At 72.4% G+C, this 18,277-nt stretch carries 19 protein-coding genes; 10 read left to right on the forward strand and 9 right to left on the reverse strand.

Translation table 11 applies throughout. The features are described 5' to 3' along the window. Positions 1 to 57 precede the first annotated feature (57 nt). Positions 58 to 720 (reverse strand): pyridoxamine 5'-phosphate oxidase family protein, encoded by a 663-nt coding sequence (locus ACZ499_RS18470; protein WP_468676173.1) that lies wholly within the window; start codon positions 718 to 720, stop codon positions 58 to 60. Between the two features lie 36 nt (positions 721 to 756). Between ACZ499_RS18470 and ACZ499_RS18475 the strand changes: the two genes are divergently transcribed. Beyond that, entirely contained in the window at positions 757 to 2,088 is a 1,332-nt protein-coding gene (locus ACZ499_RS18475; protein ID WP_468676175.1) for an aminotransferase class I/II-fold pyridoxal phosphate-dependent enzyme, read from the forward strand. A 29-nt stretch (positions 2,089 to 2,117) separates the two neighbouring features. Here the strand turns inward: ACZ499_RS18475 and ACZ499_RS18480 are convergent, their stop codons facing one another. Then, positions 2,118 to 3,092 carry a DMT family transporter gene (locus ACZ499_RS18480; protein ID WP_468676177.1) on the reverse strand — a complete coding sequence of 325 codons (975 nt, stop codon included), beginning with the start codon at positions 3,090 to 3,092 and terminating at the stop codon, positions 2,118 to 2,120. Between the two features lie 74 nt (positions 3,093 to 3,166). Between ACZ499_RS18480 and ACZ499_RS18485 the strand changes: the two genes are divergently transcribed. Further along, positions 3,167 to 4,072, forward strand: a complete 906-nt coding sequence (locus ACZ499_RS18485; protein ID WP_468676179.1) for a LysR family transcriptional regulator — start codon at positions 3,167 to 3,169, stop codon at positions 4,070 to 4,072. A 239-nt stretch (positions 4,073 to 4,311) separates the two neighbouring features. Here ACZ499_RS18485 and ACZ499_RS18490 read toward each other — a convergent pair whose 3' ends face one another. Continuing rightward, on the reverse strand, positions 4,312 to 4,773 hold the full coding sequence (locus tag ACZ499_RS18490; protein ID WP_468676181.1) for a pyridoxamine 5'-phosphate oxidase family protein: 462 nt from the start codon (positions 4,771 to 4,773) through the stop codon (positions 4,312 to 4,314). Positions 4,774 to 4,901: 128 nt separating this feature from the next. On the opposite strand from ACZ499_RS18490, the gene ACZ499_RS18495 reads away from it, so the two are divergent. After that, the gene (locus ACZ499_RS18495; protein ID WP_468676183.1) at positions 4,902 to 5,552 is read left to right on the forward strand and encodes a cysteine hydrolase family protein; all 651 of its coding nucleotides are present in this window, start codon (positions 4,902 to 4,904) and stop codon (positions 5,550 to 5,552) included. Between the two features lie 19 nt (positions 5,553 to 5,571). Here the strand turns inward: ACZ499_RS18495 and ACZ499_RS18500 are convergent, their stop codons facing one another. Beyond that, a complete protein-coding gene (locus ACZ499_RS18500) occupies positions 5,572 to 6,060 on the reverse strand; it encodes a Rieske (2Fe-2S) protein (protein ID WP_468409614.1) in 489 nt (162 codons plus the stop codon). 67 nt (positions 6,061 to 6,127) lie between these two features. Then, entirely contained in the window at positions 6,128 to 8,221 is a 2,094-nt protein-coding gene (locus tag ACZ499_RS18505) for a S9 family peptidase (RefSeq protein ID WP_468676185.1), read from the reverse strand. Positions 8,222 to 8,284: 63 nt separating this feature from the next. On the opposite strand from ACZ499_RS18505, the gene ACZ499_RS18510 reads away from it, so the two are divergent. From ACZ499_RS18510 to ACZ499_RS18535, 6 genes are all read left to right on the forward strand, one after another. Further along, entirely contained in the window at positions 8,285 to 9,163 is an 879-nt protein-coding gene (locus tag ACZ499_RS18510; RefSeq protein ID WP_468676186.1) for a HipA family kinase, read from the forward strand. Next, the gene (locus ACZ499_RS18515; RefSeq protein WP_468676187.1) at positions 9,160 to 9,543 is read left to right on the forward strand and encodes a DUF3037 domain-containing protein; all 384 of its coding nucleotides are present in this window, start codon (positions 9,160 to 9,162) and stop codon (positions 9,541 to 9,543) included. Before ACZ499_RS18510 ends, ACZ499_RS18515 begins: the two co-directional genes overlap by 4 nt. A 253-nt stretch (positions 9,544 to 9,796) precedes the next feature. Continuing rightward, the gene (gene fabG, locus ACZ499_RS18520; RefSeq protein ID WP_385534796.1) at positions 9,797 to 10,558 is read left to right on the forward strand and encodes a 3-oxoacyl-ACP reductase FabG; all 762 of its coding nucleotides are present in this window, start codon (positions 9,797 to 9,799) and stop codon (positions 10,556 to 10,558) included. A 17-nt stretch (positions 10,559 to 10,575) separates the two neighbouring features. After that, complete coding sequence (locus ACZ499_RS18525) at positions 10,576 to 11,343, forward strand: SDR family oxidoreductase (RefSeq protein WP_371650989.1); 768 nt, start codon at positions 10,576 to 10,578, stop codon at positions 11,341 to 11,343. Positions 11,344 to 11,578: 235 nt separating this feature from the next. Beyond that, complete coding sequence (locus ACZ499_RS18530; RefSeq protein ID WP_468676466.1) at positions 11,579 to 13,114, forward strand: ABC transporter substrate-binding protein; 1,536 nt, start codon at positions 11,579 to 11,581, stop codon at positions 13,112 to 13,114. Between the two features lie 110 nt (positions 13,115 to 13,224). Next, positions 13,225 to 13,908: a uracil-DNA glycosylase gene (locus ACZ499_RS18535; protein ID WP_468409607.1), complete on the forward strand. Its 684-nt coding sequence runs from the start codon at positions 13,225 to 13,227 to the stop codon at positions 13,906 to 13,908. 56 nt (positions 13,909 to 13,964) lie between these two features. Here ACZ499_RS18535 and ACZ499_RS18540 read toward each other — a convergent pair whose 3' ends face one another. The 3 genes from ACZ499_RS18540 to ACZ499_RS18550 form a co-directional block, all read right to left on the reverse strand. Further along, the gene (locus ACZ499_RS18540; protein ID WP_468676189.1) at positions 13,965 to 14,438 is read right to left on the reverse strand and encodes a hypothetical protein; all 474 of its coding nucleotides are present in this window, start codon (positions 14,436 to 14,438) and stop codon (positions 13,965 to 13,967) included. A 142-nt stretch (positions 14,439 to 14,580) separates the two neighbouring features. Then, positions 14,581 to 15,024 (reverse strand): hypothetical protein, encoded by a 444-nt coding sequence (locus ACZ499_RS18545; RefSeq protein WP_468676191.1) that lies wholly within the window; start codon positions 15,022 to 15,024, stop codon positions 14,581 to 14,583. Between the two features lie 109 nt (positions 15,025 to 15,133). Beyond that, positions 15,134 to 15,655: a DinB family protein gene (locus ACZ499_RS18550; protein WP_468409601.1), complete on the reverse strand. Its 522-nt coding sequence runs from the start codon at positions 15,653 to 15,655 to the stop codon at positions 15,134 to 15,136. 149 nt (positions 15,656 to 15,804) lie between these two features. Between ACZ499_RS18550 and ACZ499_RS18555 the strand changes: the two genes are divergently transcribed. Further along, a complete protein-coding gene (locus ACZ499_RS18555) occupies positions 15,805 to 16,710 on the forward strand; it encodes a Gfo/Idh/MocA family protein (RefSeq protein ID WP_468676194.1) in 906 nt (301 codons plus the stop codon). Here ACZ499_RS18555 and lnt read toward each other — a convergent pair. Then, positions 16,634 to 18,238: an apolipoprotein N-acyltransferase gene (lnt, locus tag ACZ499_RS18560; RefSeq protein WP_468676196.1), complete on the reverse strand. Its 1,605-nt coding sequence runs from the start codon at positions 18,236 to 18,238 to the stop codon at positions 16,634 to 16,636. The two genes, ACZ499_RS18555 and lnt, sit on opposite strands and share 77 nt — an antisense overlap. Positions 18,239 to 18,277 lie beyond the last annotated feature (39 nt).

Below are 18,277 nucleotides of genomic sequence, written 5' to 3' on the forward strand. Positions count from 1 at the left end.
CGGACGGGCTGGATTTCCCCGCGCCCGTCCGGCGTTCCAGGTGCGCCGCGCCGCCGCTCACAGGGCCGCGAGGTACTCCGGCAGCCGCACCGACGGGTCCAGGTCGTCGGCCGGGACCGGCGTCCCGTACCCCCGGATGACCGGGAGCACGCCGGTCCAGTGCGGCAGGGCGCTGTCCTCGGGCTCGTCGTTGGGGCCGCCGGTGCGCACCTTTGCCGACACCTCGTCGAGGTCGAGCCGGATCACCGCGGTCGCGGCGAGTTCCTTGGCGTTGGCCTGCCGCGAGTCGTAGGAGCGGCCGGGCACCACCTGGTCGACCATCGCGTCCAGGGCGGTGCGCCGCTCCTCGGGGTCGGTGACCTCGTACGCGATGCCGTGGACCACGACCGAGCGGTAGTTGATCGAGTGGTGGAAGGCCGAGCGGGCCAGCACCAGGCCGTCGACGTGTGTGACCGTGAGGCAGACCGCGAGCCCCGGGTCTGCCTTGCCGGTCATGCGCAGCGGCCGCGAACCCGTCGAGCCGTGCACGTACAGCCGCTCGCCGATCCGGCCGTACAGCGTCGGCAGCACGACAGGGGCGCCGTCGCGGACGAAGCCGAGGTGGCAGACGTATCCCTCGTCGAGTATCCCGTGCACCAGCTCGCGGGCGTACGCCGCCCGCTCGCGCGAGCGGGTCGGCACAGTGCGCTCGGTGGGCTCGTAGGCGGCGGTGTCGGGCATTTGCGTTCTCCATTGCACTAGTGCATAGTTATGTTTGTGCTAGGAGAGTATCGGATCGTGGGGCGCCGCGCATCGGAGATCGCCGCCGACGTGGAGCGCGCGGTGGGCGCCGGGGAGCTGGAGCCGGGGCAACTTCTGCCGCCGCTGCGGGAGTTGGCGACCGAGCTCGGAGTGAATCCCAATACGGTCGCGGCCGCCTACCGGATCCTGCGGGACCGGGGCGTCATCGAGACCGGCGGCCGCAGGGGCAGCCGGGTGCGCCCGCGCCCCGCCAGCACCGCCCGCGACGCCCAGCGCATCGACGTGCCCGTCGGCGTGCGCAACATCTCCGACGGCAACCCCGACCCCGCCCTGCTGCCGCCGCTCGGCGACGCGCTCGCGGCCGCCGCCCGCGACCACGCCGGGCGGCCCACGCTCTACGGGCAGGAACCGGTGGACCCGGAGCTGGCGCGGCTGGCCCGCGCGGCCCTGGATGCCGACGGGGTGCCGCCGGGCCCGGTCGGTGTCTTCTCCGGCTCGCTCGACGCGATCGAGCGGGTGCTCGCCGCGCATCTGCGGCCCGGCGACGCCGTAGCCATCGAGGACCCGGGCTGGGGCGCACTGCTCGACCTCGTCCCGGCGCTCGGGCTGCGGCCGGTGCCGGTGGCGCTCGACGACGAGGGGCCGCTGCCCGGGGCGGTCGAGAACGCGCTCGCCGCGGGCGCCAAGGCGCTGGTCGTCACCTGCCGCGCGCAGAACCCGACCGGCGCGGCCGTGAGCGCGCCTCGCGCCCACGCGCTGCGCGAGGTGCTGTCCGCGCATCCCTCGGTCCTGCTGATCGAGGACGACCACGGCCACGGCATGGTGGACGTCCCGCTCTCCCCGCTCTCGCGGACCACCGAACACTGGGCGTTCGTACGGTCGGTGGCCAAGGCGTACGGCCCCGACCTGCGGCTCGCCGTGCTCACCGGGGACGCGGTGACCCTCGACCGGGTGCGCGGGCGCCAGCGGCTCGGCCCCGGCTGGGTCAGCCGGCTGCTCCAGCGGACCGTCGTGCACCTGTGGGCCTCGGACGTCCTCGACCCGGTGGCCGTGGCCCGCTCCTACGGGGAGCGCCGCGACACCCTGGTGCGCGCACTGCGCTCGCGGGGCGTCGCGGCGCACGGCCGGAGCGGGTTCAGCGTGTGGGTGCCGGTGCCCGACGAGACGGCGGCGGTCGCGCGGCTGCTGCATGCCGGATGGGCGGTGGCGCCGGGCGCGCGCTTCCGGATGGCGGCTCCGCCGGGCATCCGCCTCACCGTCTCCACGCTCGCCCCGGCCGACATCGGCCCCGCCGCCGACGCGGTGGCGGCGGCCACGGGGTCGGCGCCGGGACGGCGATACGACTAGGCGGTACGGCCGGGAGCTCTGGCTGGGCGCTACGGCTGGTCGGCGGGCGCCGGGGTGGGCTGCCGGGCCGCCCTCGGGCGGCTCTGTGTCAGGGCCGCGCCCGCAAGGACGATCGCCGCGCCGACCGGGGTGTTCCAGCTCAGGCTCTCGCCGAGGACCAGCACCCCGGCGGCGGTGGCGATGACCGGGATGAAGTACGTGACCATCTGCGCGGTCGTCGGGCCCACCTCGTTGACCAGGCCGTACTGGACGAGCACCGCGAAGCCGGTGCCGAGGGCGCCGAGCGCGGCGACGGCGAGCAGCGGGACGACCGGGAACGAGGTCGGGAAGCCTGCGAACACAGGGGTGACCAGGGCGAGTTGAACGGTCGCCAGGCCCAGCTGGGAGCCGATCAGCGACAGGTTCGAGTGGCCGCTGCCCGCGAGCGTACGGCGGACGTAGATCCAGCCGACCGGGTAGCAGAGCGAGGCGAGCAGGGCCATCGCGGTGCCCGTCAGATCCAGGCCGTGGAAGCCCTGCCAGGCGCCCAGGACCGTGAGCACCCCGAGGAAGCCGAGGCCGAGGCCCGCCACGCGGCGCCGGGTCGGCCGGTCCTCGGAGAGCGCCACCAGCGACAGCGCCATGCCCCACAGCGGCGAGGTCGCGTTGCAGATCCCGGCGAGGGTCGAGGGGATCGTCAGCTCGGAGTAGGCGAAGAGCGAGAACGGCAGCGCGTTCAGGAGCAGTGCGGCCACCGCCAGATGGAGCCAGGTGCGGGCGCCGCGCGGCAGCCGCTCCCGCTTGACGGCCATCGCGACGGCGAGCACCGCCGTACCGAAGAAGAGCCGCCCGAAGGTGACCTGGAACGGGGCGTAGCCGTCCGTGCCCACCTTGATCAGGAGAAAGCTGAACCCCCAGACCAGCGAGAGCGCCGCGAACCGGACCCGCCAGTCGAGGGCCGGGCGGCGGGTGGAGAGGAACGAGGAGGGTCTCGACAGGGACCGGGGCGGGGTGACGGTGCTCATGGCGGCAAGCCTCGCTTGTTCAACCTCGTAGCACAAGCGAGAAAAGGTGGAGTAGTTCGGTTAGCATTGCTTACATGTTGAACTTGGAGCGCCTGCGGACCCTCGACGCGGTGGCCCGCCACGGCTCGGTGGGCGGTGCCGCCGACAATCTGCACGTCACGACCTCGGCCGTGTCCCAGCAGCTCGCGAAGCTGGAACGGGAGGCCGGGCAGCCGCTGCTCGCCAAGAACGGGCGCGGCGTGCGGCTCACCGACGCGGGCCGGCTGCTCGCCGAGCACGCCGCGCGGATCCTCTCCCAGGTCCAGGTCGCCCAGGCCGATCTGGAGGCCCAGCGCGGCCGGGTCGTGGGCGAACTGCGGATCGCGGGCTTCGCCACCGCCGCGCGCGGCCTGTTCCCGGCGGCGCTCGCCGCACTGCGCACCGCCCACCCCCAACTGGCCGTCCGCTCCGACGAGTTGGAGGCGGAGGACTCGGTGCGGGGCGTGCTGCTCGGCGACCTCGACCTGGCGGTCGTCCTCGACTGGTACAACAAGCCGCTGCCGCTGCCCGACGGGCTGGCGAAGCGGTCGCTCCTCGACGACCTGGCGGATGTGGCGATGCCGGTGGGGCACCGGCTCGCCGGGCGCGAGGCCGTGGACCTGGAGGAGTTCGCCTCGGACGAGTGGGTCACCTGGCCCGAGGGCGAGTTCTGCAACGAGTGGCTGATGTTCACGCTGCGGGGCAAGGGGGTCGAGCCGCGCATCGGGCACGTGGCGCGTGAGCACGCCACGCAGCTCGCCCTCGTGGAGGCCGGGTTGGGCGTGAGCGTCGCGCCCCGGCTCGGGCGGGGGCCGGTGCCCGAGGGGGTACGGGTGGTGCCGGTGCGGGATGCGATGCGGCGGCATGTGTACGCGGTGTGGCGGGCGGATGCGGATCGGCGGCCATCCATCCGGGCGGCGGTGGAGGCGTTGGTTTCGGCGGGGGTTGGTTTGGCTGGGTGAGGGGGGGTGCGGATGGGGGGCGCCTGCGGCGGGCTTGGTTCCCCACCCCGCCCCTTCCCGAAAGCCCTGGGCGGGCGGCCTGGTGGGGGTTGGGCGCCGTTGCCGGGGGTTCTGCCCCCGGGCGCCCGCTCCTCAGACGCCGGAGGGGGCTGGATTTGTTGTCGGTGGAGTTGGATTTGTCGCCGACGGGGCGGGATGTGGGCCCGCGGAGGCGGGATTCTCGGCCCACGCCGCTGGACTTAGCCCAGCTTTCTGAAATCCCACGACACGATCGTCTCCGGTGTCAGGCGCAGCCACCCGTGGCGGCCGTCGTGGATCATTTCCTTCAGGCCGAAGTTCTTGCTCGCGAACTGCCGCTCCGGGGCGTCCAGTTCGGCGCACGGCTCGCCCGTGCGGGGTGTCTCGCCGACCGGGACCGCGGTGCCCCGCAGCTCCACGCCGCGCAGCTCCCCGTACGACTCTCCCGCGTCCACCACCACCGCGATCCTGGGGTCCTTGAGCAGCTGCGACCAGCGCAGGCTGCGGGTGATCGAGTACAGCCACAGCGCGCTCCCGTCCCAGACGTACCAGAGTGCGCCGACGTGCGGGTGGCCGTCGGGGGCGACCGTGGCGACCCGGCAGGTGCGCTGTTCCGCGAGGAACGCGTCCCGTTCGGCGTCCGTCATCATGATCCGGCGGCCCCGGCGCTGGGTTGCGGTCATCGGCGGTTCCTCCCGCGAGCTGATTCCACGAGCCGGCACCCGTGAACTGGCACCCGTGAACTGACTGGGTGTCAGAAATCATGGCGCGCCCTTCCCCCCTCGCGCAATGCCCATTAGCCTGCCGCGCCATGGCGACGAACGAACAACTGGCCGAGCAACTGGACCCCGCCTCCACGGTGCTGATGACCGTGGAGTGCCAGCAGGGAGTCGTCGGGCCCGACAGTGCGCTGCCCGAACTCGCCAAGGTGGCGCGGTCGTCGGGCGCCCTTCACAACGTCGCCCGGCTCGTCGCCGCCGCGCACGAGACCGGCGTCCAGGTCCTGCACGCGGTGGCCGAGCGGCGGCCGGACGGGCGCGGCGCGAACGGCAACGCCCGACTCTTCCGGGCCGCCGAACGCCTGCCCGTACAGCAGTACTCCGGAACCACGGCGGTACGGATCGTCGAGGGCATCGACGTGGCGGACGAGGACCTCGTGGTCCGCAGGCTGCACGGCCTCTCGCCGATCGCGGGGACGGATGTCGACCCGCTGCTGCGCAACCTCGGCTGCCGCACCCTGATCGTCAGCGGTGTCTCGGCGAACGTGGCCATTCCGAACGCCGTGTTCGATGCCGTCAACCTCGGCTACACCGCCGTGGTGCCCGCGGACGCCATCGCGGGGGTGCCCGCCGAGTACACCCCCGCGATGATCCGCAACACGCTGGCCCTGGTCGCCACCGTCGCCACCACCGACGACATCGTGGCCTGTTGGAAGGGGCCGCGTCGGGTCGTACGGGCGTGACCGCCTGAACGGAGGCCTGTCACGCCAGCTTGATCGAGTCCCCCTCCACCTTGATCGCCTTCGCGGGGAGCGGCCGCGGCGCCGGGCCGCCCATGACGCTGCCGGTCGCCGAGTCGAACTTGCTGCCGTGGCAGGGGCAGTTGATGGTGCCGCCGACGACGTCCTTCACCGTGCAGCCCTGGTGGGTGCAGGTGGCCGAGAACGCCTTGAAGGTGCCCGCCGTCGGCTGGGTCACCACCACGCCCTGGTCGGGGAAAACCTTGCCGCCGCCCTTCGGGATGTCGGCGGTCTTCGCCAGCACCCCGCCGCCGGCCGACCCGGCGCCGCCCCCTCCGGCGCTGCCGCCCGTTCCTCCCGTACCCCCGTCACCGGAGGACTTGGCGGCGTCGCCGGACTTGTCCGAGTCGCCGCAGGCGGCGAGCGCGGCCGCGAGCCCGACGCCGCCGACCGCCGCGACGACGGTACGGCGGGCCGGGCCCGGCTCGGACGGAAGAGCTTGGGTGCTCATACTGGCTTTCCCTTCACCTTGCTACACGGGGCTGCGTGAAGGGATACGGCCGGGCGCTGCCGCTTGTTCAGACATTCAATGATTTCTTCAGGAAGTCGAGATTGAGCCACAGCAGGGTGTCGGCCACACCTTCCTTGGTGACCAAGTGGCTCTCGCCCGCCAGCGGAACCACGCTGTGCAGCTTCCCCGCCGCGACCAGCGCCTGTGAGAACCGCAGCATGTGTGCGGGCACCACATTGTCGTCCGCCATTCCCTGGACGAGCATCAGCGGCCGGGTCAGCTTGTGGGCGTGCGCGACCAGCGAACAGCGCTCGTAGTTCTCCGGCTGCACGTCCGGGTGGCCGAGATACCGCTCCTTCCAGTGGGTGTCGTAGAGGGTGAGATCGGTCGGGGCCGCGCCCGCCACGGCCGCGTGGAACACATCGGGCCGGTGCAGCACGGCTGCCGCCGCCAGATATCCGCCGAACGACCAGCCCCGGATGCCCACCCGGCCCGTGTCCAGATCGGGGTACCGCTCGGCGGCCGCCCGCACCGCGTCGGCCTGGTCCTCCAGGACCGGGGTGAGCTGGTCGCCGTGGATGGACGTGCGCCATGCCTCGCCGCGCCCCGGAGTGCCGCGCCCGTCGACGGACAGGACCGCGAACCCCTGCTCGGCGAACCACTGGTTCACCGCGTGGTGCCAGCCGTTGGCCCGTACGACGGTCTGGGTGCCGGGGCCGCCGTACGAGTGGACGACGACCGGCAGCCTGGCCGCGCCGTCGCGGTGCCAGGAGGGCAGATAGAGCGAGGTGCGCAGCCCGCGCTCGCCCAGCGACAGGAACACCGGCCCCGGCGTCACCACCGGCCGCTCGGTCAGCACGCCGATCCGGCCCGCCGGCTTGCCGTGGCACAGGACCGTGACGGTGTGTTCGTGCAGGGTGCGGCTGTCGAGGACGAGGGTGTCGCCGCCGAGGGCCGCGGTGTGCACCCCGGGCTCCTCGGTGACACGGGCGAAGCCGGACTCGGGCGCGTACGCCCAGACATGGGTCTCGGTCGGCTCGTCGCTCGCCGTGAAGTAGACCGTGTCGCCGGCCGAGCCGAGTATCGCGCGCACTTCAAGACCGGCGGGAAGCCCCTCTCCGAGGGCGGCCCCGGAACGGGCGAGCGCCGTCGCTCCCGGCGTGAACTCCAGCCAGTGGCTGTCATGGTGACGATACGTCACTTGTGTCGCGCCGCTCGCCGGGTCGATGGCGAGGCGGTAAGCGGTGCGCTGGTCCCGGGTCTGGACGGTGGCGTACGCGCCCGCCCCGTCCCAGCCGCCCTCCACCAGGTACTCGAAGGCCGGGTCGGTCCAGACGCCGGCCGGGTGCGTCTCCGGGTCCGCCGACCGGGGCAGCCGCACCGGGACCCGTTCGCCGTCGACGTGGACGACGGCCAGCGACACCTCCGCGTTGGGCGTGCCCGCCGCCGGGTACGCCAGCGCGCGCGGGGCCTTCGCCGGGTCCGAGGGGTCGCTGAGGTACCACCGCTGGACCGGCGAGTTGTCCACGCGGACGACCAGGAGCGCTGAGCTGTCCGGGGACCACCAGGAGCTGCGCGTGCGGCCGATGGACTCGGCCGACACGTGGTCGGACAGCCCGTAGGACACCTCCGGGCCCTCCGGCGCGGCCAGTTGCCGGTCGCCGGTGCCGTCGGCGCGTACGACGTGCAGGGCGCGCCCCGTCACGTACGAGACGAGCGTGCCGTCGGGGGAGAGGCGCGGGTCGACGGCCGGGCCCGCCGTCGGGAGCCGGCGCGGCGCGCTCCCGTCCGTCCAGGCCAGCCACAGCGCGCCGGAGAGGGCGAAGACGACCGTGCGGACGGCCGCATCGGTGGCGTACCCGACGATGCCGCCGCTCGTCTCCTGCGCCCGCTCGCGGCGGATCAGCTCCGCCTGCGGCACCTCGCCCTCCTCGCCGAGCGCGAGCGGGTCGACGAGGACGCGCTCCTGGCCGTTCTCGAACAGCCACAGAGAGCTGAGCGGGGAGCGCCCGTCGGCGGTGCGCACGAACAGCACCCGGTCGCCGTCGGGGGAGACGGTGAGGCTCCGGGGCGCGCCGAGCGAGAAGCGCCTGGTGCGCGCGAACTGGAGGGGGAACTCCTCGGTGGCCGGGGCCTGTGTGGTCTTCTCTTCGGTGGGCATGGCGAAGCGTCCCTTCGGGGTGGAGTGATCGAACAGTCGCATCTGTCCCAGTAGCCTGGACAGATGCTCAATGAAGTGACAGCGACCCGCTATGTCACGCCTTTGCGTGAGGGCGGCTCGCTCCCGGGGATCGTCGAGGCCGACGATCTCGGTACGTACGTCATGAAGTTCACCGGCGCCGGGCAGGGCCGCAAGACCCTGGTGGCGGAGGTGATCTGCGGGGAGCTCGCCAGACGGCTCGCTCTGCGCGTTCCCGAACTGGTCACCATTCAGCTCGACCCCGTCATCGGGCTCTCGGAGCCGGACCAGGAGGTGCAGGAGCTGCTGAAGGCGAGCGGCGGGCTGAATCTCGGAATGGACTACTTGCCCGGGTCGATCGGGTTCGACCCGCTCGCCTACCAAGTGAGCTCGGCTGAGGCGGGCAAGGTCGTCTGGTTCGACGCGTTGATCAACAACGTCGACCGTTCGTGGCGGAACCCTAACATGCTCGTCTGGCACGGCGATCTCTGGCTCATCGACCACGGCGCCACGATGATCTGGCACCACAACTGGCCGGGCGCGCAGGCCTCGGCCGCCAAGCCCTACAACGCCTCGGACCACGCCCTCGCCCCGTTCGTGCCCGATGTGGCCTCCGCCGCCGCCGAGTTGGCGCCGCTGGTGACCGAGGAACTGCTGACCGAGGTCACCGCGCTGGTGCCCGACGAGTGGCTGGTGGACGAGCCCGGATTCGACACGACGGACGCGCTGCGCCGGGCGTACGTGGCGCCGCTGCTCGCCCGCGCCGCCGACATCCACGAGCGGATCACGCTGGACGCGCCGGCCGAGGCCGGTCCGTCGCAGGCCCCCGGCTGGCTCACCGACCACCTCAAGCCCTGGCCGCACCCCACCAAGGACAGCGAGCCCGCAGGATCCGCAGCGCCCGGCGAGAAGGACGGCAAGTGAGCGACCGCGATGTCTTCGAGTACGCGCTGCTGCGCGTGGTGCCGCGCGTCGAGCGCGGGGAGTGCTTCAACGCCGGAGTGCTGGTCTACTGCCGGGCCAAGTCGTTCGTCGCGGCCCGTACGCATCTGGACGAGACCAAGCTGAAGGCGCTCGACCCGCACGCGGACGTCGTCGGGGTGCGGGCGGCGCTGCGGGCCGTCGAGGGGGTCTGCGGCGGCGGCGAGGCGGCCGGGCAGGCGGCGGGCGACGACGCCGGCCGCCGGTTCCGCTGGCTGATCGCCCCGCGCTCGACGGTGGTGCAGCCCGGGCCGGTGCACACCGGGCTCACCGCGGATCCGGCGGCCGAGACCGAGCGGTTGCTCGACCTGCTGGTCCGCTAGGGCCTGCCCGGCGGATTCGGTCGGCCTCGGTCCGGGGTGCGCTCTCGCCGCAGATGGGCATGCCAGACCCCCGCGTGCCGACCGGATCCGCCGGACAGGCCCTCAGGGGCGGCCCGCGCGGGTGTGACCTTCGCCAGGGGATCCGTGGGCCGTTGACACCGGGTGCCAGGGCTTCTAGCGTCTCGTCTGCTGAAGCTACTAAGCGGTTGCTCAGGGACGAGGAGCCGCGGATCCCCAGGGCGAGGAGAACAGCATGTCCACCACCGAGCAGCGGGTAGCCATCGTGACCGGGGCGGCCCGGGGCATTGGCGCCGCCACCGCCGTCCGGCTCGCGGCCGAGGGCCGCGCGGTCGCCGTACTCGACCTCGACGAGGCGGCCTGCAAGGACACCGTCGAGAAGATCACGGCGGCGGGCGGACGGGCGATCGCCGTCGGCTGCGACGTCTCCGACAGCGCCCAGGTGGAGGCCGCCGTGGCGCGCGTCGCCACCGAGCTCGGGGCGCCCACCATCCTCGTCAACAACGCGGGCGTCCTGCGGGACAACCTGTTGTTCAAGATGAGCGAGTCCGACTGGGACCTCGTGATGAACGTGCACCTCAAGGGCGCGTTCCTGATGGCCAAGGCCGTCCAGAAGCACATGGTGGACGCCGCCTGGGGCCGTATCGTCTCGCTCTCCTCGTCCTCCGCGCTCGGCAACCGCGGCCAGGCCAACTACTCCGCGGTCAAGGCCGGTCTTCAGGGCTTCACCAAGACCCTCGCCAAGGAGCTCGGCAAGTTCGGCGTCACCGCCAACGCCGTCGCCCCCGGCTTCATCGTCACCGAGATGACCGCGCAGACCGCCGCCCGGGTCGGCATGGGCTTCGAGGACTTCCAGGCCGCGGCCGCCACCCAGATCCCCGTGCAGCGCGTCGGCAGGCCCGAGGACATCGCCAACGCCATCGCCTTCTTCACCGGCGACGACGCGGGCTTCGTCTCCGGCCAGGTGCTGTACGTGGCCGGCGGACCCCTCAACTGAAGCCGGGAGAACGCATCATGACGGACATTCAGCTCCCGGAGCTCTCCGGCAGGGTCGCCCTGGTCACCGGCGCCAGCCGGGGCATCGGCTACGGCGTCGCCGAGGCGCTGGTCGCCCGCGGCGACCGCGTCTGCATCACCGGCCGGGGCGAGGACGCCCTCAAGGAGGCCGTCGAGCGGCTCGGCGCGGACCGGGTCATCGGCGTCGCAGGGAAGGCCCACGACGAGGCCCATCAGGCCGTCGCGGTGGAGCGCGCCATGGAGGCCTTCGGCCGGGTCGACTTCCTGGTCAACAACGCGGGCACCAACCCGGTCTACTCCCCGATGGCGGAGCTCGACCTGAACGTGGCGCGCAAGGTGTACGAGACCAACGTGATCTCCGCGCTCGGCTTCGCCCAGCAGACCTGGAAGGCCTGGCAGAAGGAGAACGGCGGCGCGATCGTGAACATCGCGTCCGTCGCCGGCCTCGCCCCCTCGCCCTTCATCGGCGCGTACGGGATGAGCAAGGCGGCCATGGTCAATCTGACCCTCCAGCTGGCGCACGAGTTCGCGCCGGACGTGCGGGTCAACGCCATCGCCCCGGCGGTGGTCAAGACCAAGTTCGCCCAGGCGCTCTACGAGGGCCGCGAGGAGGAGGCCGCCGCGGCCTACCCCCTCAAGCGCCTCGGGGTGCCCTCCGACATCGGGGGAGCGGTCGCGTTCCTCACCTCCGAGCAGTCCGCCTGGGTGACCGGGCAGACGCTGGTGGTCGACGGAGGACTGTTCCTCGGCGCGGGCGTGCACTGACGCGCGGGTGCGCCGACGCGCGTACGCGCGCGTGCGTCGCGTAGGGTGATCTTGGTACCGGTGAGTAGTCGCCCGGTTTGCCCCTGAATACCCCAAGTGCCCCGTCTGGTCGTTCAGTTGACCGGGCGGGGCGCTGCGGTATGGTCTGCCGACTCATGGCGGAACGAGGAGCGTGCACGTGTTCAACCGGACCATATGCCTGCGCACCACCGCGGCCCTTGCGTCCATATCGGCGATGTCCCTGCTGAGCGGCTGCGGACTGCTCTCGGGGAGCGGTTCCGAGACCGAGCAGACGATCAAGGTCGGCACGGTGAGCGAGCCGAGCACCCTCGATCCGGCCGCTTCCTGGGACGGCTCCTGGGAACTGTTCCGTAACGTCTTCCAGACGTTGCTGTCCTTCCCGACCGGCAGCAACGCGCCCCAGCCGGACGCGGCGGAGAGCTGCCAGTTCAAGGGCGCCGGCAGCCGTACGTACCAGTGCACGCTCCGCAAGGGCCTGGAGTTCTCCAACGGCGACAAGATCGACGCCGCGGCCGTGAAGTACTCGATCGACCGCATTGTGAAGATCAATGTGAAGGCGGGCCCCAAGGGCCTGCTCACCAGCCTGGACCGGGTCACCGCCGATGACGAGCGGACGGTCACCTTCCATCTGAACAAGCCGGACGCGACCTTCCCCTTCGTGCTCGGCGCGCCCGCCATGTCCCTCGTGGACCCCAAGTCCTACCCGGCGAACGCGCTGCGGGACGACGGCGGGCTCACCGGCTCCGGCCCGTACACCCTGGAGTCGTACCAGGCGGGCGACCGTGCCGAGCTGAAGAAGAACTCCCACTACGCCGGGTTCGCGCAGCTCAAGAACGACGCCGTCTCGATCCGCTACTTCAAGGACTCCGCCGCCATGGTGGACTCCCTCAAGAAGAAGCAGATCGACGTCACCTACCGGGGCCTGACCGCCGACGAGGTCGTGGACGTCCAGAACGAGAAGGCCGCAGGCAAGCAGCTCCAGCTGGTCGAGACGGTCGGCACGGAGATCCGCTTCCTGGTCTTCAACCCCAAGGACCCCCTCGCCGCCAATCCGGCCGTACGCAGGGCCGTCGCCCAGCTCGTCGACCGGGACGCGCTGGTGGCCAAGGTCTACAAGGGTACGGCCGAGCCGCTGTACTCGATGGTGCCCAAGGGCGTGGCCGGGCACACGGTGAGCTTCTTCGACACCTTCGGCGCCCCCAGCGTCCCCAAGGCCAGGAACATCCTGCGCAAGGCCGGGATCACCGACCCGGTGCCGCTCACCCTCTGGTACACGACCGACCGGTACGGCTCGTCCACGGCGCTGGAGTTCGCCGAGATCAAGCGGCAGCTGGAGGCCTCCGGGCTGTTCCAGGTGACGCTGCAGAACCGCCCCTGGAAGGCGTACACCCAGGGGATGCAGTCCGGTGACTACCCCGTCTTCGGGCGCGGCTGGTTCCCCGACTTCCCGGACCCGGACAACTTCATCGCGCCCTTCGTCGGCAAGGAGAACGCGGTCGGCACCCCGTACGAGCCCAGGGAGATCGAGGACCAGCTGATCCCGCAGACCCGTGAGGTCTCCGACCGGGGCGCGGTCAGCAAGAAGTTCGAGCGGGCCCAGGACGTGCTCTCCGACGACGTGCGGCTGCTGCCGCTGTGGCAGGGCAAGCTCTATGTCGCGGCCAGCGACGAGATCGCCGGCGGCGAGCGCGCCATCGACCCCCAGACGGTCATGTGCATGTGGGAGCTGCACCGCAAGACCAGCTGGTAGGAGGCCCGGGGGGGACGGGCGCGGGAGGCGTTGTCAGTGGCGGCCGGTAGGTTTTTCGGTACCTCGCACCGCAGGGTGCGGGAACCGAACGTCCCACGGAGGTTGTTGACGTGACCGACATCGCCATGCTGCCCGAGTCCTGGCGCGGCGTCCTCGGCGAGGAGCTCCAGAAGCCGTACTTCAAGGAGCTCACCGACTTCATCGAGGAGGAGCGGGCGAAGGGTCCCGTCTATCCGCCGCGCGAGGAGGTCTTCGCCGCCCTGGAGGCGACTCCGTACGACAAGGTGAAGGTCCTGGTCCTCGGCCAGGACCCGTACCACGGCGCGGGCCAGGGCCACGGGCTGTGCTTCTCGGTGCGGCCGGGCGTAAAGACGCCGCCGTCGCTGCGGAACATCTACAAGGAGATGAAGGAGGAGCTCGGCCACCCGGTGCCGGACAACGGCTATCTGATGCCGTGGGCCGAGCAGGGCGTCCTGCTGCTCAACGCGGTGCTGACCGTCCGCGAGGGCGAGGCCAACTCCCACAAGGGCAAGGGCTGGGAGAAGTTCACCGACGCGGTGATCCGCGCGGTCGCCACCCGCCCGGACCCGGCGGTCTTCGTGCTGTGGGGGAACTACGCGCAGAAGAAGCTCCCCCTGATCGACGAGGAGCGGCACATCGTGGTGAAGGGCGCCCACCCCTCGCCGCTGTCGGCCAAGCGGTTCTTCGGCTCGCGGCCCTTCACCCAGATCGACGAGGCGGTCGCGGCACAGGGCCACGAGCCGATCGACTGGCGCATCCCCGACCTGGGCTGACCCGCCCCGGGGCGCCCGCGCCGACAGGACCCGCAGGTGTCCGTCGGCACGAGCGCTCAGGCGCCGTCGAGCCGCAGCTCCAGCCGGTCGAGCGCCGCCCGGATCCCGTTCCCGTACGCGTCGTCCGCGAGCGCGTCCAGGGCGGCGTGTGCCCGGTCCAGATGGATACGGGCGGCGTCCGGGCGGTGCAGCTTCACATAGTCCGCCGCCAGATTCAGATGCAGCGAGGGGTAGAAGGCCCGGACCGCGAGCGAGGGGTGGTGTGCGTCGAGGCGGTCCTGGCCGAGCCCGTCGGCGGCGGCCAACGCCCGCAGGTCCCAGGCGAGTTCGTCGCCCGCGTCGTCTTGCGCGTCCGCCATGTAATGCGCCAGCGTGCAGCGGTGCAGCGGGTCGCCATGCTCGCCGATCTCCTCCCAGATGACGCCGAAGCGGTTGCGCGCCTCCTCCCGGTCGCCGCCGTGCAGGAGCATCAGCGCCTGCCCGATCCGGGTCATGACGACGTCCTCCGACGCCTCCTGCTGCTCCGTCACTGCGGCCTCCGCGAGCCTTGCGTACGCATTCGGTCGCCCCGACGCTAGCCGCCCGCACTGACAATCCGGCTCAGGCTCCGGCGCGGCCCCCGGGCCTGTCGCGGACGCGCCGGAGGCCGCCGCTACCTCCCGTACGCGCCCTCTACTTCCCGTACGTCCTCTCGCAGATGCGTGCCTCGGGGCTGTCCGGACGCCAGCCGCCCAGCGACCTGCCCAGGTCGCAGACGTCGTCCCCGATGGTCGGCGCAGGAGTCGGCACGTGCGGCACACGCGGCACGGCCGGGCGCGGTGCGGGATGTGGGCGCGGCGGCGCCGGGTGGGCGCGCGGGTGCGGATGCGGGGCGGGGGAAGGGGGCGCGGACGGGGCCCGGGGGGCCGGGGCGGGCGGCAGTGCCGCCTCCAGTGCCTCGCGGACGGGGGCCTGGACGATCTGGGGCCGGACGTTCCGGTCGGCCTGCTCGCTCGTCGGGCGCTCGGGCACCGCGGGCGGTCCCGGGGCGGGACCGTGCTGGACGGTGACACATCCGGAAACGGCCAGGGCGGCCACCCCGGCCAGGAGCCTCGCTGTGGTTCGTGTTCGGTGCACCCGCTCAACTCTGCTGGGTGCGGGGCCCGTTGTGGGCGCGTGCGGGCCGGGATTGGCCCGCACGAGTGACGGCGGAGGGTGACGCCGGGCGGCGCCGCCGACGCCGGGGTCAGTCGCCGGTCGCGCCGTCGACGCCCTCGCGCAGCAGGTCGGCGTGGCCGTTGTGGCGCGCGTACTCCTCGATCATGTGGGTGTAGACCCAGCGCAGGTTGAAGTGCTGTCCGCCGCGCGAGGTGCCGACGCTCAGGTCGTCGAGGGCGTGTCCCTCGGCGTGGGCGCGGGCCTTGGCGATCTCGCCGCGCCAGGTGGCGAGCGTCTCCTCGAAGGTGTCCTCGGGGCCGGGGTGGAAGTCGCCGTCCGGGTCCTCGTCGGTGTAGTAGTGCGGCGCGCCCTGCTCGCCGCCGAAGACATTACTGAACCAGTGCTGTTCGACCTCGGACATATGCCGCATCAGGCCCATGAGGGTGAGCCCGGAGGGTGGCATCGAAGCGGTCCTGAGCTGCTCGTCGGTGAGCTCCGCACACTTCAGGGCGAGGGTCTCGCGGTGGTACTCCAGCCAGCCCACGAGCATCGACAGCTCGTCGGCGTCGAGGGCGGGTTCCTGGCGTTCGGGCGTCTCGGTCGTCGTCATGGCGGCCATCCTCACGGATCGCCCCCGCCCCCGCCACGGGTTATCGGGCGCTGTTCCGGGCCGTCGGGCAGCCGTTCCGCCCCACGTATGCTGACCAGGCAAGGAAGCAGGAAGCGGAAGCAGGAAGCCGGACGGCGACAGGAGACTTCGTGAAGGTCGGCTGCATCGGACTCGGGGACATCGCGCAGAAGGCGTATCTGCCGGTCCTGACGACCCTGCCGGGGGTGGAGCTGCATCTGCAGACCCGCACCCCCGCCACCCTCGCGCGGGTCGCCGACACGCATCACGTCCCGCTCGCGCAGCGCCACACCGAGCTCGACGCGCTCCTCGCGCAGGGCCTCGACGCGGCCTTCGTGCACGCGCCGACCGCCGTGCACCCGAGGATCGTGACCCGGCTGCTCGAAGCGGGCGTGGCGACCTACGTCGACAAGCCGCTCGCGTACGAACTCGCCGACTCCCAGCGGCTCGTGGAGCTCGCCGAGGAGCGCGGGGTGAGCCTGGCCGTCGGCTTCAACCGGCGGCTCGCGCCCGGCTACGCGCAGTGCGCCGAGCACCCGCGCGAGCTCATCCTGATGCAGAAGAACCGCGTCGGGCTCCCCGAGGACCCGCGCACGCTGGTCCTGGACGACTTCATCCACGTCGTGGACACCCTGCGCTTCCTGGCACCGGGGCCCGTCGAGCACACGGTCGTACGGGCCCGGGTGCGCGAGGGACTGATGGAGCACGTCGTCCTCCAGCTCTCCGGCGACGGCTTCACCGCCATCGGCACGATGAACCGGATGAACGGCTCCACCGAGGAGGTCCTGGAGGTCTCCGGACAGGACACCAAGCGGCAGGTGCTCAACCTGGCCGACGTCGTCGACCACAAGGGCCAGCCGACCGTGCGCCGGCGCGGCGACTGGGTTCCGGTGGCCCGCCAGCGCGGCATCGAGCAGGCCGTGCACTCCTTCCTCGACGCCGTACGGGCCGGGAAGACGGTCAGTGCACGGGACGCTCTTGCGACTCACGAGCTGTGCGAGCGGGTGGTACGGGAGGCTTTGGAGCAGGCCTCCTGAGGGAGCGCCGCCCCGTGAAGGCGCAGTACGCGGCGAGGACCAGCAGCGCCGCGTACACCGCCCAGTCGCCGAACCGGACGTAGAGGGTGGTGCCGTCGGCGAGCGGCACGTCGTACACCGCGGCCGTGCTGCTCCCGGTGCCGAGCCATTGGCCGATCCGCTCGCCGTCCGGGCCGTACACCGCGCTGATCCCGGTGAGTGTGGCGTGCACGGCCGGGCGGCCCGTCTCGGCGGCGCGCAGCGCGGCGAGCGAGGCGTGCTGGGCGGGCGCCCAGCTGTGCTGGAACGACGACGTCGACGACTGGGCGACGATCAACCGGGCGCCCTCGCGCACCAGATGGCGGCTCATGTCCGGGAACGCCGACTCGAAGCAGATCACCGGGCCGATCCGCAGCCCGTCCGGCAGTGTCATCACCACCGGCGTCGAGCCCCGGCGCCGGTCCTCGCCCGCGGCCTTGCCGACCGAGGTGGCCCAGCCGAGCAGCGACCGGGCCGGGATGTACTCGCCGAACGGCACCAGCCGCATCTTGTCGTAGCGGTCGCCCGTCGGCCCGTCCGACCCGACCAGCACCGAGCTCTTGAAGATCCCCGGCCGGTCGGCGCGGCGGGCGTCCACGTTCACCAGGATGTCAGCGCCCACCGCCCGTGAGAGCGCGGCGATCCTGGCCGCGAGGTCCGGCCGGGCCCTCAGGTCGGAGCCGACGCTGCTCTCGCCCCACACCACCAGGTCCACGTCCCGTCCCGCCAGCTCCCGGGTCAGGGCCTCGCTGCGGGCGAAGCGGGCGTCGGCGCTCTCGTACATGCCCGGCTGGACGACGGCGACCCGCACCCGGCCCGCCCGTTCGGGACGCGGCGCCCACGCCCACACCGCCCCGGCGGCGACGGCCCCGGCGAGCACCGCGGCCACCACGGGCGTACGCGCCGGGCGGGAGACGAGCAGCACCGTCACCGCGACGTTGGCGGCCACCACGAACAGGCTCACCAGCCAGACCCCGCCGACCGAGGCGAGCCGCAGCGCCGGGACCACCTGCCACTGGCTGGAGCCGAGCACCCCCCACGGGCCGCCCAACCCCTGCCAGGAGCGGACCAGTTCGACCATCAGCCAGCCCGAGGGCAGCACGGCGAGCGCGGCCGTCGCGCGCTGCGGCGAGGGCCTGCCCGCGCCGGGCCCGCCGAGCGTCGAGCGCACGAGGACGCCCCACGGCGCCCACAGCAGCCCCAGGAGCGCGGCCAGGACGACGATGAAGACGGTCAGGCTCGGCATCAGCCAGTGGTGCACCGCGAGCATGAACCCGGTGCCGCCCAGCCAGCCGTCGAGCGCGGCCCGCCGCCCGTCGCGGGCCGAGCGGATCAGCAGCAGCCACGGCACCAGCGCGACGTACGCGAACCACCACAGGCCCGGCGCCGGGAACGCCAGTGCCGGGAGCGCCCCGGCGAGCAGCGCCGCCGTGCCCCGCCACCACCGCGACACCATCAGACGGTGCCGCAGCCCCGTGAGACCGTGCCGCAGCCCGACCGGAACCCGCATGCCACGCCTCCTCGCCCCCGCCCATGAGCAGTGGTTTCC

It is taken from the genome of Streptomyces sp. NPDC031265 (genome assembly GCF_055570295.1).

What these genes read in the sequence shown, in the direction of transcription:
- ACZ499_RS18550 (WP_468409601.1), bottom strand. Translation starts at nt 15,655, where the DNA reads ATGACGACGACCGAGACGCCCGAACGCCAGGAACCCGCCCTCGACGCC.
- fabG (WP_385534796.1), top strand. Translation starts at nt 9,797, where the DNA reads ATGTCCACCACCGAGCAGCGGGTAGCCATCGTGACCGGGGCGGCCCGG.
- ACZ499_RS18525 (WP_371650989.1), top strand. Translation starts at nt 10,576, where the DNA reads ATGACGGACATTCAGCTCCCGGAGCTCTCCGGCAGGGTCGCCCTGGTC.
- lnt (WP_468676196.1), bottom strand. Translation starts at nt 18,238, where the DNA reads ATGCGGGTTCCGGTCGGGCTGCGGCACGGTCTCACGGGGCTGCGGCAC.
- ACZ499_RS18485 (WP_468676179.1), top strand. Translation starts at nt 3,167, where the DNA reads ATGTTGAACTTGGAGCGCCTGCGGACCCTCGACGCGGTGGCCCGCCAC.
- ACZ499_RS18530 (WP_468676466.1), top strand. Translation starts at nt 11,579, where the DNA reads ATGTCCCTGCTGAGCGGCTGCGGACTGCTCTCGGGGAGCGGTTCCGAG.
- ACZ499_RS18510 (WP_468676186.1), top strand. Translation starts at nt 8,285, where the DNA reads ATGCTCAATGAAGTGACAGCGACCCGCTATGTCACGCCTTTGCGTGAG.
- ACZ499_RS18480 (WP_468676177.1), bottom strand. Translation starts at nt 3,092, where the DNA reads ATGAGCACCGTCACCCCGCCCCGGTCCCTGTCGAGACCCTCCTCGTTC.
- ACZ499_RS18495 (WP_468676183.1), top strand. Translation starts at nt 4,902, where the DNA reads ATGGCGACGAACGAACAACTGGCCGAGCAACTGGACCCCGCCTCCACG.
- ACZ499_RS18470 (WP_468676173.1), bottom strand. Translation starts at nt 720, where the DNA reads ATGCCCGACACCGCCGCCTACGAGCCCACCGAGCGCACTGTGCCGACC.
- ACZ499_RS18490 (WP_468676181.1), bottom strand. Translation starts at nt 4,773, where the DNA reads ATGACCGCAACCCAGCGCCGGGGCCGCCGGATCATGATGACGGACGCC.
- ACZ499_RS18500 (WP_468409614.1), bottom strand. Translation starts at nt 6,060, where the DNA reads ATGAGCACCCAAGCTCTTCCGTCCGAGCCGGGCCCGGCCCGCCGTACC.
- ACZ499_RS18505 (WP_468676185.1), bottom strand. Translation starts at nt 8,221, where the DNA reads ATGCCCACCGAAGAGAAGACCACACAGGCCCCGGCCACCGAGGAGTTC.